Here is a 14,469-nt window from a genome sequence, read left to right as displayed (position 1 = left end):
CTCCTTGGGTGTCGATGCCTCAGCGGGTCATACAGGTCTCGTCCGCGCGGACGCTGGTGATCCGGCCCGTGATCACCAGCCGGTAGAAGTGCCAGTACGACGATTCGACGGGCACCACCCGTGGCTCGATGAGCGCGTGCAGCGACGGCGCCTGCGCCATCGGCACCCCCTGGTGATAGTGGTGTGCCGTGTGCAGGTTGTTGTAGTTCGTGTACCACTGCGCGAACTTCGAGGCCCTGATGGTGCGGGTGTTGGTCAGCACGTTGTCGTCGGACTGGGTGTTCAGCCCGAAGTGCTCCGGCATCTCGATCAGATAGTGCGCCGGCTCCGCCACCAGCATGGCCGGCAACAGCCAGACCAGCAGCAGGTACGGGCTGCCGGTGACCACCGTGGCGACGACCGCGGCGACCAGCAGCACCGCCATCAGCCGGTACTCGTACTGGATCCGGCGCAGGTCACGGGCCCGGTCGATGCCGGGGATCGGCCGGCCGAGGCAGGAGCGGACGATGTCCCGCAGCGTGGTCCAGTACCGCCCGGGGTGCAGCGCCGCCAGTGCGAAGCCGAGCCCGTACCAGCGGTCGAGGTTGCGGAAGCGGTAGTTGAAGAACTCCTGGTTCTGCGGGGTGCCGAGGAAGGCGTGGTGGCGCAGGTGGTCGTGCTTGTAGTGCCAGAACGAGCTGAGCATGAACAGACCGCAGAGCACGCCGCAGATCCGGTTCCAGATCCGCCGCTGGAAGGCGTGCTCGTGCAGGCACTCGTGCTGGAGTTCGACGAGGTGCGCGTACATCAGGCCGAGCACGAGGACCGCCGCCACGGTGACGGCCCAGTGCTGGACGAGCGCGACCGCGACCCAACCGGCCACGATCAACGCGAAGGCGAAGACGAACTTCGTGACGAACCGTCCCGGCTTCTTGACGAAGTACTCCCGGGACAGCGCCCGCCGGGCGTCCTCGCCCCGGACCGGGGCCAGCAGCGCGTTCTCCGCGGCGTCGAGCCGCTCCAGTTGGTCGTCCCGCAGCGGGATGGTGCTGGTGACAGTCATTGCATCTCCTTGCCGCGTGTGTCGGCGGGAGCGCCAGATCGTGGCCGCACGCCGCCATCGGGATACTCAGAGGCCGGCGGGGACACGTTCGTTCGCGATGATCTGGTCCAGGGTCTGGCGCTCCCGGATCAGGTGGACCGAGCCGTCGGTGCGCCGCAGCACCTCGGGCGCCTCGGGGAACGAGTTGAAGTTCTTCATCGACATGCTGGAGGCGTAGCCGCCGGCCCGCTCGACGACCAGCAGGTCGCCGGGCTGGGTCCGCGCCAGCGGCACCGGCGCCAGTTCCTCGACCGAGCCGGGAGCGGGCGTGAGCAGGTCACCGGCGATGCAGCAGTGGCCGACGACGCAGTACCGCTCGCGGTCGTCGCGGAGTGGGCCGGAGGCCGGCACCGAGACGAGCGGGTGCACCGCGCCGTAGTAGGACGGGCGGACGATCTCGGTCAGGCCGCCATCGGTCTTCACGAAGCGGTGCCCGTCGGCGCCGGTGGAGACCACGTCGACGACGCGGGTCACCAGCGAGCCGGAGTTGGCCATGATCGCCGTACCCGGCTCCAGCTCGACCCGCAGCCGCCGGCCGGTCTCCTCGGCGAACGCCCGCAGGTCGGCGCCGAGCACCTCGGCCCACTCCCGGTGGTCGTACTCCGGGTCGCCGAGCAGGCTCTTGACCCGGTATCCCCCGCCGAGGTCGATCACCTCGACGTCCGGGAACTGCCGGGCGGCGGCGAGCAGCGCGCGGGCGGCGTTGATCAGCACGTCCCAGTGGTGCCCGGACCCGATGTGGGAGTGCAGCCGCACCAGGCGCAGGCTGTGCCTCTCGACCAGCCGCTTGACCTCGCCCAGATCCTCGTGCCAGATGCCGAAGCTGGAGTTGGGGCCGCCGCTGGTCAGCCGGTTGACCAGCCCGGAGCCGAAACCCGGGTTCAGCCGGACCGAGACGGCGCCGCCGGGGAACGCCTGGCCGTACTGGTCGAGCTGGCGCAGCGAGCCGGCGTCGAACCGGAGGCCGGCCTCGATCAGGCCCCGCAGGCGGTCGTCGAAGACCGCCTCCTGGGCGGTGAGCAGAATCCGCTCCGCCGGGACGCCGGCACCGACCACCCGGAGCGCCTCCCAGACCGAGCTGGTGTCGAAGTCGAGCCCGAGCCGGTCGAAGATCCGGATCACCGCCCGGGTCGGGCAGGACTTGACCGAGTAGCGGACGGTGAGGCCGTACGGACTGGAGAGTGCGGCCAGGCCCCGGGCCGCGGCGACCATGGAGCCTTCGTCGTAGACGAAGACGGGCGTTCCGTACCTCTCCGCGATGTCGCGGACCTCCTCGACGCGGAGGAACTTGAGCTGCTCGATGGGGTCGCTGACGGCATGCCGTGGATCACTCACAACCGGTCCCTTCCTGACCCGCCGGTTCACGGCCGGCGACGTTTGTCCGGAGTGATACGGACGGTAGGGAAGACGGATTTGGCGGCTATTTCGCGGTGATGTTCCGGCAGCGGCGAGCCGGCCCTACCACTGGTCGAGCGCGAGTTTGCCGACCATGGCCGTCACCACCACCAGGAGAACCACCCGGACGAAGCCGGAGCCGCGCTTGAGCGCGGTGGCCGCGCCGAGCCGCGCGCCGAGGATGTTCAGCACCGCCATGGCCAGGCCCACCAGCCAGACCACGTGGCCCTGCGCCGCGAAGACCAGCAGGGCACCGAGGTTCGTCCCCGCGTTGACCACCTTCGCCATCGCGGAGCCGTGCACGAAGTCCTGCTGGAGCAGGCCGATGAAGGCGAAGATGAGGAACGTTCCGGTGCCGGGCCCGAGCACCCCGTCGTAGAAGCCGATGACGACCCCGGCCAGGAGCAGCGCGGCCAGCCGCCGCATCCGGGTCACCACGGCGTCCTGCTGCACCGTGCCGAACTGGGGTCGGGTAACCACGAAGACCGCCACCAGTAGCAGCATCACCATCACGACCGGCCGGAAGTAGCCGACCGGCACCTCGGAGGCCGACAGCGCGCCGAGTCCGGAGCAGACGACCGCCAGCCCCGCCGCCCCGGACAGGAAGCGCCAGTCGAGCTTGGTACGGCGCGCGAAGGTGATCGCCGCCGTGGTCGTACCGGTGATCGCGGCCAGCTTGTTCGTGCCGAGGGCCGCCGCCACCGGCAGGTTCGGCATCGCCAGCATCAGGGCGGGGATCTGGAGCAGTCCGCCGCCCCCGACGACGGCGTCCACCCAGCCGGCCGCGGCCGCCACCAGAAGCAGCAGGGCCAGGTCCGCGAAGTCCATTCGTCCACCTCTGGTTCGGCTCGTGTCGCGCTGCGCGCTCAGAGCACGCCGGCGATGGCGTCCATCGACGGCAGCACCCGGGCATGGGTGCTCATCTGCTCCGCCCACCGCGGCACCGCCCGCAGCGAGTAGAAGCGTCGCAGCCACCGGTCGGCACCGTCGTACCGGGGACGGAACGCCGACCGACCGTGCGCGGCGACGTGGTTGTCGAGGACCACCATCTCACCGGGCGCGAGGACGAGGTCGCGGGCGACCTCCTCCAGCGCCACGGCCAGGGCGTCGAGGGCGTGCCGGCCGGCGGTGCTCGTCGCCCGGGTGTTGTGCGAGTTGTACCGCATGAACAACGAGTCCCCGCCGCCGAAGAGCACCGGGTGCGGCCCCGACTCGGCGCGCGGCCGGTCCGGCGTGTTCCGGCTGAACGACGTCGGGTACAGACTGGTGTACTCGCACCGCCGCAGCGTCGCGATCTGCTCCTCGGTCAGCAACCGGTACGCCTCGCGCACCGAGGCGACCCGGGTCGCCGCCACGCCCTCGTGGTCCTGGCGCAGGCAGAGCAGGCCGAGGAAGTCGGGGCGCAGCGGGTGGTGCACGTTCTCGGTGTGGAAGTCGAAGGCGACCGCACCACTGTTCTCGATCCGGTGCTCCTCGTTGCGCACCGGGTGCACCTCGTGCACGAGCGCGCCGTTCTTCTCGTCCGCGTACCCGACCAGCCGGCCGAGCGCGTCGGCCACCATCGCGAGCAGTCCGGTCGTGCCGTGCGCCGTCAGCGGCGTCGCCTGGTGCCCGTCGGGCGTCGGCGGCAACTCACCGATCTCCAGGCCCCGGATGAGCAGGAAGCCCGAGGCCGAGGCGCCGGCGCCGAACTCCGCCAGGGCGTTGCGCAGCCCGGTCGGGAGTTGGGCCGCGCAACGCCGGACCCGTTCCTCGTGCAGCAGCGGATCGACCGCAACTCCCTGGGCGAGGTCCCAGATCCTGCCCCGCTCCTCGACCTCCACGATGTATTCGCTCACGGAGCCAGCCGTCAGTAGCATCGGATCCTCCCGATTCACGTACCGCACAGGGAGACCACTCCTGGTCGAAGCGGTCCAGCGCGCCGAACGTATGGCGGGCGGATGTGATCCCGATTTCGGGTTGATTTACCCCCAGGTGAGGGCATGCCCCGACCGGTCCGGGGCGTGCTCCCCGGCCCGCGGCACACCGCCCTGCCCGGCGGCGGTCCGGCCGGCGCCGACCCGGCCCGGACCGGTCGGCTGGTTGCGGTGCGACTCAGGCGCCCCGGCGCGGTGCGACTCGATCGCCTCGGCGCGCTGCGGCTCGGCCGCCTCGGCGCGGTGCTCGCGCAGCAGCCGGGCGAACCGCCCGCGCAGGGCCGTCACCTCGGCGGCGACCTGAGCGCCGACCCGGTGCCCAAGGTCGCCCGCCGAGGCGCCACGCACCCGTACGACCCGGCTGGTCCACCAGGTGCCACCCGCGGCCCAGTCCTCCCGGAGCGTGGCGTGGACGCGTACCACCGCGCTGTCCACGCCGAGCGTGACGTCGAACCGGTAGTCGCCGTCGGACAGGTACGCCACGATGGTCTGGCGGGAGTTCGGGGGCAGCGCGCGCAGCGCGGCGACCACCTCCGGCAGGGCGTGCCGGGGTTGGGCCAGCGGAACATCAGCCGTTGACATCAGTACCTCCTCGCTGTCCGTCCGGGCCGCGGCTATCCGCCCAGGCTGTCGAGCGGCCGCTGGACGCTCCGCGACCAGCGCAACGCGCAGCTCTCACACGGATCCAGCCCGGACACGGTGAACGCCATGCAGCAGGTCCGTCGGCGTACCCGCAGCGCGCCGGTCCCGGTCAGGTCCAGCCGGACCAGGTCCTCCACCCCGAGGGCGCGCAGCAGCGTGCCGGCGGTGGCGAGCGCCTCCTCACCGGCAAGGCCGGGCGCGCGCTGCACGTGCCGGGCCACCGCGTTCGCCAGGCCACCCCAGAGCGGCCGCTCGCCGATCCGGGTGAGGTCGCAGACGGCCAGCGCCAGCGGGCGCAGGTGCCGTTCGACGATCGCCTCCCGCATGGTGCGCAGCAGCACCGCCTCGTCGGGTACCACCCTCGTCGCCCCGGCACCGGCGCTCGGGTCCGTGGCGAGCACGGTCACCAGCGGGTTGCGCATGCCGAGGACGACCCACGGCTCCCGGCGCGACACCCGGACCAGCATGTTGCCGGCGGAGAGCACCGGCACCCGTCGCGACGACAGGTAACCGGCCACCGCGGGCAGGGTCAGCCAGTAGGTGTACGCCTTCCAGGTCAGCACCGCCGACACGTGCAGGGGGACCCGCAGCGTACGTACCTTGCCGGAGAGCAGCCGCTCCAGGCCGGCGCCGGCGACCAGACCCACCGCGGGTAGCCAGCCGGCGACGTCGGTGACGACGAGCGGCTCGGCGATCGCCACCTGTTCCGGCCCGGTGCGGCCGTGCAGCCTCGGCATCAGCCGGATCGTCGGGGCCAGGACACCGGCGGTCGCCGGCTTGTCCGCCACAACCGACGGTGCCATGCCAACACCTCCCGTGAGGGCGCGATCGCCCCGGTCGAGCCACCGCTCCACCGGACGCTAACCGGCGCCGATTTGCCGTCGATTTCGTCGCCTCGGCAGGGCGCCGCCGCGGCTCCACACCGGCCCCGGCGACGGCGTACCCGCCCGGCACGCCCCGGCCGGCCGGGCACCACCGGGCGCCGCCGCCCGGCGCGTTCCAGGCCGGCCGGCAGCCGGCGTCGCTACGACACGTTGCCGGCGGACCGGCCGGCGACGACCATCCGTAGCGGTGCCCGGCCGGCCGGCGGCCCGGTGCGGGCACGGGTGACCCCGAACTCCGCCCGGAGCCGAGCCGCCTCGGCCAGACACTGCTCGGCCAGCGACTCCGCGCCGGCCGAGAAGTGCACCTCGGCGAGCGCGGTGAGGCCCCGGGCCAACCAGACCAGCGAGTGGATCTCCTGCGCGGCCCGTACCGCGTCGGTGAGCAGCCCGATCGCCCTGGTGGTCTCCCCCTTCATCGTGTGCAGCTCGCCCAGGGCGATCAGGGTCTGCACCTCGACCAGCCGGTCCGGCACCTCCCGGGCGATCGCGAGCGCCTGCCGGAACGTGCTGTCGGCGATCCGGTGGAAGCCCAACTTCAGGCTCACCCGGCCCTTGCCGTACAGCGCGTGTGCCTGTCCGCGCGGGTCGCCGATCTGGTGCACCAGCGCCAGTACCTCGTCGAAGGTCTTGTCCGCGGTCTCCAGGTCACCCGTTGCCAGGTGCAGTTCACCGAAGAGGTAGAGCGACTGCGCCCGCGCCCGGCCGTTGCTCCCCTCGGCGACGGCGAGCGCCTCCTCCATGTACGGGCGAGCCCGTTCCGGCTGGCCCCGCTCCAGGTATATCTGACTGGTCCAGCGCAGCACGTGCGCCTGTGCGCCCCGGTCGCCGGCCTCGCGGAGCAGCCGGCACGCCGTCTCGTACCGGCGCAGGGCCTCGTCGGTACGGCCGTAGACGCTGTCGATGTACGCGACCTTGCGCAGCGCGAGCCCGTACCCGTGCCAGTTGCCGATCTCGTCGAAGATCTCCAGCGCGCCGCCGAGACGTTCGGCGGCCTGCTCGTAGCGCTGCTGGACCACGTACAGGTCGCCGAGCCCGGTGAGGAGTACCGCCTCGCCGCAGCGGTCGTTCGCGGCGCGGGCCGCGAAGAGCGAGACCTCGTGCGTCTCGCGCCACTCGTCGTAGTGGCTACGCACGCCGAACATCGACAGGGCGGTGCCGGCGAGGTCCCAGCAGAGCGCCGACATCCCGGCCGCTGCCGTCTGCCGGACCGCGGAGACGATCGTCCGGCGCTCGGCGTCGTACCAGGCCAGCGGGGCCTCGGTGAGGCGCTGCACCGTCCGCTCGTCCAGCCGCCAGCGCGGCGCCGGCCCGTGCACGACGACGTAGTCGCCGCCGTAGACCCGCCGATGCGCCTGCTCGGTCAGGTGCAGCAGCGCGCTGCACACCCGCCCGACCGCCGCGGTCCGTTCCTCGGCGGACTCCGCCTCCTCGACGCGCTCCCGGGCGTAGAGCCGGACCAGGTCGTGGAAGCCGTACCGGAGGTTGCCGGTGGCGTCCCGGCAGAAGACGTCGACGAGGCGGGCGTCGACCAGCCGTTCGAGCAGGTCCTCCGCCTCCTGCATGCTCGACTCCAGCAGCGGCGCGGCGACCCACGCCGCGAAGTCCACGACGTCGAGCAGGGCGAGCCGGCGGAAGAGCAGCCGCGCCGCCGGTTCGAGTGCCTGGTAGGACAGGGCCAGGCTGGCCCGTACCTCCAGCGAACCGTGCGCCAGCTCGTCGAGCCGCCGGCTCTCGTCGGCCAGCCGGGTGACCATCTGCGCCAGGGACCAGTGCGGCTTCGCCGCCAGGCGGGCGCCGATCACCCGTACCGCCAGTGGCAGCCCGCCGCAGAACCGGGCGAGGTCCTCGGCCGCCCGGGGCTCGACCTCGACCCGGGACGCGCCCACGATCCAGGTCAGCAGCTGGATCGCCTGATCGCTCTCCAACGCCGCCAGGTCGACCAGGCGCACCCCGGCCAGGCAGGTGAGACGGTACCGGCTGGTGATCAGGACGGCGCAACCCGGCGAGCCGGGCAGCAGCGGCTCGATCTGCCGTTCGTCCGCGGCGTTGTCGAGCACCAGCAGCACTCGCCGGTCGGCGAGCAGGCTCCGGTAGAGCGCGGCCCGCGCTTCCAGGCCGTCCGGGATCGTCGAGGTGTCGGCGCCCAACTCCCGGAGGAACCGGGTGATCACCTCCAGCGGGTCGGCGGCGGGCTGGTGGGCGCCGCGCAGGTCGACGTAGAGCTGCCCGTCGGGGAAGACCGGGCTCAGCCGGTGCGCCACGTGGATCGCGATCGTCGTCTTGCCGACGCCGCCCCGGCCGGCGACGAGCGCGATGGGCAGGACGGCGCGGTCGTCGGGGGTCAGTGCCCGTTCCAGCTCCTCCGCCTCGCCGTGCCGGCCGGTCAGGTCGGCGATGTCCGCGGGCAGCATCCGGGGCCGGATGTCCGGGTGCCGCCCGGCCCTGGCCGTCTCCGGGCGTACCGGTTCGGCCGATCCGGGGCGGACGTCCGGGATCGCGACGGGACCCAGCAACCGGCCCGGTTCGACGCCGCCGGGGAGCGCCTCCGGACCGCCGCCCGGGGCGAGGTCCGGAGCAGCCGGCGCGGGTCGCCGGACGGGCTCGCCGCCTCCGGCCGGGAGGTCGTCGGCGTGCTCGTCCGCCGTCGGTACCCGGTGCGTCGCCGCACCGGCACCGGTCCCGGCGGCGGGGCCGCGCACCCCACCGGTCCGCCCCGCCGCCGAGGCGGACCTGGCCGGCTCCGGTGCCTCGTCGGCCATCTCCGGGCCCGGTCCACCGGCCGGTGGCGACAGCTCGCCGCGCAGGATCGCCCGGTGCGTCGCCTGGAGTGCCGCACCCGGGTCCAGCCCCAGTTCGTCCTTGAGCACCCGGCGGGCGTCGTGGAACGCGTTCAGCGCGTCGGCCTGCCGCCCGGCCCGGTACAGCGCGACCATCAGCCGGACCCGCGCCTTTTCCCGTAGCGGGTGCTCGGCGACGAACGCCTGGAGCTGGCTGATGATGTCGACGTGGTGTCCGAGCTGCAACTCCGCCTGGAAGTACTCCTCGGTCAGCGCGAGCCGGCGCTCCTCCCACTTGATGATCTCGGGTTGTAGCACGCGGCTGGTGATGCCGGCCAGACAGCGGCCACGCCAGACGGCGAGTGCGGCCCGGAGCCGCTCCGCCGCCACCTCCACGGCACCGTCGGCGAGCGCTTTCCGGGCGGCGGCGGCATGCTCCTCCACCACGTGGGTGTCGATGCTGCCGGGCGCCGGCCGCAGCAGGTAGCCCGGGGCCCGAGTGGTGATGATCTTTTCGTCGGCGCCGGCCGCGCTGAACTTGCGGCGGAGCGCGTGGATGCAGATCGCGATCTGGTTCGCCGGGGTGGCCGGCATCCGGTCCTCCCACACCGCCTCGGCGATCCGGTCGGCGGGGGTCACCTGGCCTGGGTGAAGCAGCAGCATCGCCATGGTGATCTGCTGCCGGCCGAGCGGGACGGCGATCTGTCTGCCGCCGACGGCCACTTCCAGAGGACCGAGTATTCGAAATTGGACAGACTGACCCATGGTTGGCAAATCCCCCCGTTGCGCCCCGCTGTCGGTACCAATGGCGACTGTGGACCGGGAGTCGCGGACAGCAGGACCAGACAACGGTGAGACCCTCACCCGGGTCCGGCTGCCGTACGCGTCGAAGCGGCACGTCTGCAGCACCGCCGATCGCTACAACTCTCGGCTCTGTGCCGCCATTGGCCGGGACCGATAGTTGCACGCTGCGAGAGCCGTCGGCAACACTGCGCCACCCGGAAAGGCCGAGCCGGTGACGCCGAGTCACTACGCGGGCATCCCCAGGCGGGCCCGGGTGCCCGACCGCCCACCGCCGCACCCGCGCCCCCGGAGCCCCACTACTGATCGTAGTGTGATCTGCATCACTAAAGGACGGTCGACGGCGGGCGGGAAATCGCCGGCAAATCAGCGGCATAACCGGGGCGCATACCGTCGCCCCGGTCGCATCACGAGCAGGTAGTCCGGCGGGTCAGGCGCGCTGAGGAGGAACGATGCAGATCGTCTGGACACTCTCGACCAACCGCCTCGCTCACGATCACTCGCCGTCGCCGGGCACCGGCGAGACCGCAGACTCACGAGCCGGCCGGAGGAGTCCTCGGTACGCCACCGCCGCGCTCGCCACGCTCAACACCGTCGCGGCGAGGAAACTCCACCGGGCGTTGCCGCCGGCCGCCTGCGCGACCAGCCCGAACAGCGCCGCACCGACCGGGTTGGCGGCGAAGGCCAGCGTCCGCGCGGTCGCGGTGACCCGGCCCAGCACCTCGCGCGGCACGATGCGCTGCCGGAGCGTGCGGATGTGCACCGAGGCGAAGACCGACAGCGCACCGAGGAGCCCGTTCGAGATCGCCAACTGGAGCGGGTTGGCCGAGCCCGCCAGCGCGAGCAGGGAACCACCCAGCGCGATCACCGACCAGGCGATCAGGGCCTGCGCGGAGAAGCGGTCGGCGAACCAGGCGGCGAGCCCGGTGGCCACGATGCCGCCCAGGCCGGCGGCCGCGAGTACCACGCCGGTCCAGATCGACGTGGCGTGCAGCCCCCGGTCGGCGTGGAAGACCACCAGCGTCTCGGCGGCGATCACGAAGTTGATCACCGCTTGCAGCGACACCAGCCGGACCAGGAGGGAGTTGGCCCAGATGTAGCGCAGACCGGCCCTGGTCTCCCGCCAGATCCCGGCCAGCCGCTCACCGAGCCGGCCGGTCTCCCGCTCCCCCGGCGGGCGGTCCCGGAATCGCAGCGGAACCAGGGTCACCACGGACACCGCAAACGTCGCGGCATTCAGCCAGAGGCATTTTTCGACACCGATGGTGGCGATCGCCACGCCGATTGAGGCCGGCCCCAGCAGCAGCCCGACCTGATTGCTGAATTCCAGTTTCGCGTTCGCTCCGGTCAGCTGCTCCGGCGCGATACTGTCCTGCACCGCGACCGCGAGCGCGGTTTCGAAGAATATGCCGGCCGAGGCGGCGGCAACGGCCAGCGGAACTATCCATATACCGCCGTTGAATGTGGCGACAATCGGCAGAACAAGGAAGGTGACGGCTCGGACGACATCACAGAAAATCATCGTACGCCGCACGTCCCAGCGATCCACGAAGGTGCCCGCGGTGAGGCCGAACAGCAGGTAGGCGATGGTGCGTGCCGCTGCGGCCAGCGCGGTGGCGACCGCCGAACCGGTCACGGTCAGCACCAACAACGGGATCGCGAGCGCTGCGGCGCCGTCGCCGATCACCGACACGCTCTGGCCCGACCAAAGCAGCCGGAAGCGCCAACTCTTCGTGCCTTGTAATTGCACCTGACAACTCCCAACCCAGATAGCTCATTCGGCCGGACCAGGCCATTGTTCAACGAACGTCGTCGATCATAAACGGCCCGTCAAGTGAAGTTCGTCACACCGTCTCCTCACGCTTTTCTCTTGCCAGCCGGAATCTTTTGCGGTCAATATTGACAACACCGGTGGCCCGGGGTGAAGAATCCCGTTCACTGAGTCATCCAGACCCCCATCGAATTCGAAGGAGGTGTACGACATGGACCAGCAGCTCACCGTTGAGGAGCTCCAGGAGCTCGCCGAGGTTGCCGAGCGCGCCGAGGAGGCGGCGGCCGCCCTGCGCGCCGCGGTGGTGGAGTAACCACCGCCCGACGGCCGGGGCCGTGGTCCGCGGCCCCGGTCGTCCCACCCGATGAGCACATCACCGACCACACGCACTAGTTGGAGGATGCCATGAGCCGCCTTCGTCGAACCGTGCCCTTCCTCGCCGCCGGACGCGCTCGGAGCGAGTCTCGCGTGCTGCTGCTCGACCGGGTCGAGTTGTCGCTGGCTCAGGCGTCCACCGAGGTGTTCGCCCGGGCCGCCCGGCCACTCGGGCTCGGTCCGGCCGACCGTTGCCTGCCTGCCGCCGAAGTCGAGCCCATCGTCGAAGCTCAATACCAGGCGTGTCTGGAGTATGTCTACGGGCACCCCGTCTGGCAGCGCTTCCGCGACGGCGCCGCCCGGCACGCGCTCTTCGCGTACCTGATCGAGTCGCGGCACTACCTGGCCGCGGCGCCGTTCCGGATGGCCAGCGGCGTCACCGACGCGCTGCGCCCGAGCGACCTCGTGCGGCTCCAGGCGCACCACGTGGTCGAGGAGGCCAACCACGACACGTACTTCGAGAACGGGCTCGCCGCGCTCGGCGTGCCCCGCGAACTGCTCCGGGAAGCCCGGCCGTCGCCGGTGACCGTCGAGTGGGTCCACCTGATGCGCACGGTGGCGGCATACAGCCCGTTGGCGGCCGGCATCTGCTCGGGCCTGCTGGAGTACACCGCCGGGGACAACGCGGCGGTCACCGGCTGGCACCAGATGCTCGTCGCGGAGGGACTGCTCAGCGACGAGGCCGTACGCGCCATCTTCGAGCACGTGGAGACGGACCTCGGTCTCGGCCACGGGTCGAACTGGCGCAAGGCGCTGCACGCGGCGAAGGTCGTCCCGGTCGAGGAACTCGCCGACTGGCTCAACTCCGTCACCCTGGTCGCCGAGATGATCGTGCGGTGGCTGGACACGTTCGAGACCGGCCTCTCCGGCGACGTCGTCGCCGCGCTGCCCGCCCTCACCCTCCCCGCCGACGCCACCGTCCGGGTGTACGCCGGCGAGGTGGACGGCCTACCGGTCTGGCCCGCCGAGGTGTACCAGTCCTTCGCCCACGGGCCGCAGAGCAGCGCCGCAGGGGTGCGGCAGTCGCTGGCGCTGGCGTACGCCTTCGGCGGGAAGGCGGCGGACCGGCCGGGCGGTACGACCACGAAGCCCGGCACCACGGAATCCGGCACCACGCCGGCCGTGGCGGCCCGCGACTTCGTCAGTCGGGCCGGCAACGGCTGGATCGGCAACGGGTCCGCGCTGGACCTGGAGAAGCTGGTGGAGAGCTGGCTCGGCGCCATCGATGGACACGAGCTGTGGCGTGAGCTGACCGAGCGGCCCACGTACCCCCTGGTCTACGGCTGGATGGCGGAGAACTACCACTACGTCTCCGGCATCTGGCAGCACGCCGGCGCCGCGATCTCCACCTGCCCCGACCCGCTGATCCGCAACGAGCTGGTGCAGCACCTCATCGAGGAGTTCAACCACGGCAAGATGTTCCGGCGGGGCATCGACGCGGCCCAGGGCGGCCGGTACGCCACGCTGCCGGTGGCCTCGGCCCGACCGCTGCCGACGACGGTGGCGTTCATCGGCACGCTGCGGGAACTGGGTCAGCGCAACTGGAAGGCGTACGTGCTGGCGCTGGCGTACCTGCAACTGTCGCTCTCCGCCGGCGACAACGGCGTGCACGAGCGGCACGAGCGGTTCTACCAGACGATGGCCCGGGAGCTGCCGGAGAGCGAGCGGCTGGTGTCGGCCATGCGCCGGCACGACGACGAGGACACCCGGCTGGGGCACGGCGACGACACCCGTACGCTGCTGCGCCTGCTCGCCGAGCGGCACACCGTCGACGCCGAGACGGTCGCCGCCGCCGCGCTCGTCCCGCAGCTGACGTGGAGCTTCCTCGACGGGATACGGTGCCACTACCGGCATGGTGACGCGGCCGTACTCCAGCGCGTCGGTTGGCATGTCACCGCCTGACCGGTCGCCGGAGGGCTTCGAGGTGGGCCGGGCGGTGGCGCTACGCCACCGCCCGGTCCCGGCCGCACTCCGCCGGCTGCGCGCGCTGGTGCGGGACGGGGTGCCCGCCGGGGCGGCGGCCGGGCTTCGCGACCCACGGATCCCGGCCGGGGCATGGGACTCGGTGCTCGCCCGGGAACTGGCGCTGACCCTGAGCTGGGCGGCCCGACGCGCACTCGCCGGGGCGGCGCCGGACGCCGGAGCGCTCCCCGGCGCCGCCTGGTCCGGCGACGGTACGGTGGTCGCCCTGCTGCCCCGGCACGGCCACGCGGTGCACGTCATCCGCCGGGCCCTGCCGTTCGCGCTCTGCGGCCGGCCGGTCCGGGTGCACGGCCACGACGTCGACCGGACGGTGCTGCGGCGCTGCACCGCGACCGTCGCCGAGCTGCTGGAGCTGCCCGGCCTGACCGCCGGCGACGAGCCGGCCAGCGCGGCGGTGGCCGGCTGCGGCCCGGACGACCTGGTGGTACTCACCGGGCGGGTAGCCACGGTGGCGAAGGTGCGCGCCGTCACGACCGCCCGGGTGCTGGCCGCCACCGGCGACTGCGTCGTCCTGGTCGGCACCGACCCGGCCCGGCTGCGCCGCACCGCCGAGGTGCTGCGGGGGCACGACCACCCGGAGAGCTGCACCCGGCTCGGCGGCGTCCGCGTCGGCGACCTCCACGGGCCCGCCCTGGACGGGTCGGCGGCCGACGCCTCGGCGCCACCGCACCCCTCCGCGGTGTACCGGCTCAGTGGCGACCTCGGCGAGCCGCCGCTGGCCCAGCACGGCTACACCTGCCTGCCGTGCGACGTCGACGGGGTGGTCGGCACCCTGGTCGGCTTCGCCCGGGATCCGATCGGCGGCTGGCCGGGCGACTTTCTGGTCTGACCGCCGCGCCGCCTG

10 protein-coding genes are annotated in these 14,469 nt (G+C 72.3%); 2 read left to right on the top strand and 8 right to left on the bottom strand.

Annotation, left to right across the window (positions count from 1 at the left end; translation table 11 throughout):
* Window positions 1-19 precede the first annotated feature (19 nt).
* From C6361_RS01870 to C6361_RS01835, 8 genes are all read right to left on the bottom strand, one after another.
* Entirely contained in the window at window positions 20-1,042 is a 1,023-nt protein-coding gene (locus tag C6361_RS01870; protein ID WP_107266551.1) for a fatty acid desaturase, read from the bottom strand.
* 66 nt (window positions 1,043-1,108) lie between these two features.
* Entirely contained in the window at window positions 1,109-2,416 is a 1,308-nt protein-coding gene (locus tag C6361_RS01865; RefSeq protein ID WP_107266550.1) for a diaminopimelate decarboxylase, read from the bottom strand.
* Window positions 2,417-2,539: 123 nt separating this feature from the next.
* Window positions 2,540-3,304: a TSUP family transporter gene (locus tag C6361_RS01860; protein ID WP_107259426.1), complete on the bottom strand. Its 765-nt coding sequence runs from the start codon at window positions 3,302-3,304 to the stop codon at window positions 2,540-2,542.
* 38 nt (window positions 3,305-3,342) lie between these two features.
* Window positions 3,343-4,314: a TauD/TfdA family dioxygenase gene (locus C6361_RS01855; protein ID WP_199853201.1), complete on the bottom strand. Its 972-nt coding sequence runs from the start codon at window positions 4,312-4,314 to the stop codon at window positions 3,343-3,345.
* 126 nt (window positions 4,315-4,440) lie between these two features.
* Window positions 4,441-4,974, bottom strand: coding sequence for a hypothetical protein (locus C6361_RS01850; RefSeq protein ID WP_159079135.1), 534 nt, complete (start codon window positions 4,972-4,974; stop codon window positions 4,441-4,443).
* Between the two features lie 32 nt (window positions 4,975-5,006).
* Window positions 5,007-5,837: a ferric iron reductase gene (locus tag C6361_RS01845; protein WP_107266548.1), complete on the bottom strand. Its 831-nt coding sequence runs from the start codon at window positions 5,835-5,837 to the stop codon at window positions 5,007-5,009.
* A gap of 221 nt (window positions 5,838-6,058) precedes the next feature.
* Window positions 6,059-9,358 carry a BTAD domain-containing putative transcriptional regulator gene (locus C6361_RS01840; RefSeq protein ID WP_159079134.1) on the bottom strand — a complete coding sequence of 1,100 codons (3,300 nt, stop codon included), beginning with the start codon at window positions 9,356-9,358 and terminating at the stop codon, window positions 6,059-6,061.
* 634 nt (window positions 9,359-9,992) lie between these two features.
* On the bottom strand, window positions 9,993-11,246 hold the full coding sequence (locus tag C6361_RS01835; protein WP_159079133.1) for an MFS transporter: 1,254 nt from the start codon (window positions 11,244-11,246) through the stop codon (window positions 9,993-9,995).
* A gap of 426 nt (window positions 11,247-11,672) precedes the next feature.
* Between C6361_RS01835 and C6361_RS01830 the strand changes: the two genes are divergently transcribed.
* Together C6361_RS01830 and C6361_RS01820 are read left to right on the top strand one after the other, a co-directional pair.
* Window positions 11,673-13,544, top strand: coding sequence for a hypothetical protein (locus C6361_RS01830; protein WP_107266546.1), 1,872 nt, complete (start codon window positions 11,673-11,675; stop codon window positions 13,542-13,544).
* Complete coding sequence (locus C6361_RS01820; RefSeq protein WP_159079132.1) at window positions 13,531-14,454, top strand: hypothetical protein; 924 nt, start codon at window positions 13,531-13,533, stop codon at window positions 14,452-14,454. Before C6361_RS01830 ends, C6361_RS01820 begins: the two co-directional genes overlap by 14 nt.
* The last annotated feature ends 15 nt before the right edge of the window (window positions 14,455-14,469 follow it).

Origin of the sequence: Plantactinospora sp. BC1 (assembly GCF_003030345.1) — a bacterium.
GTDB lineage: Bacteria > Actinomycetota > Actinomycetes > Mycobacteriales > Micromonosporaceae > Plantactinospora.
Note: the sequence above shows the minus strand (reverse complement) of the source record. Positions and strands in the feature narration are given on the sequence as shown.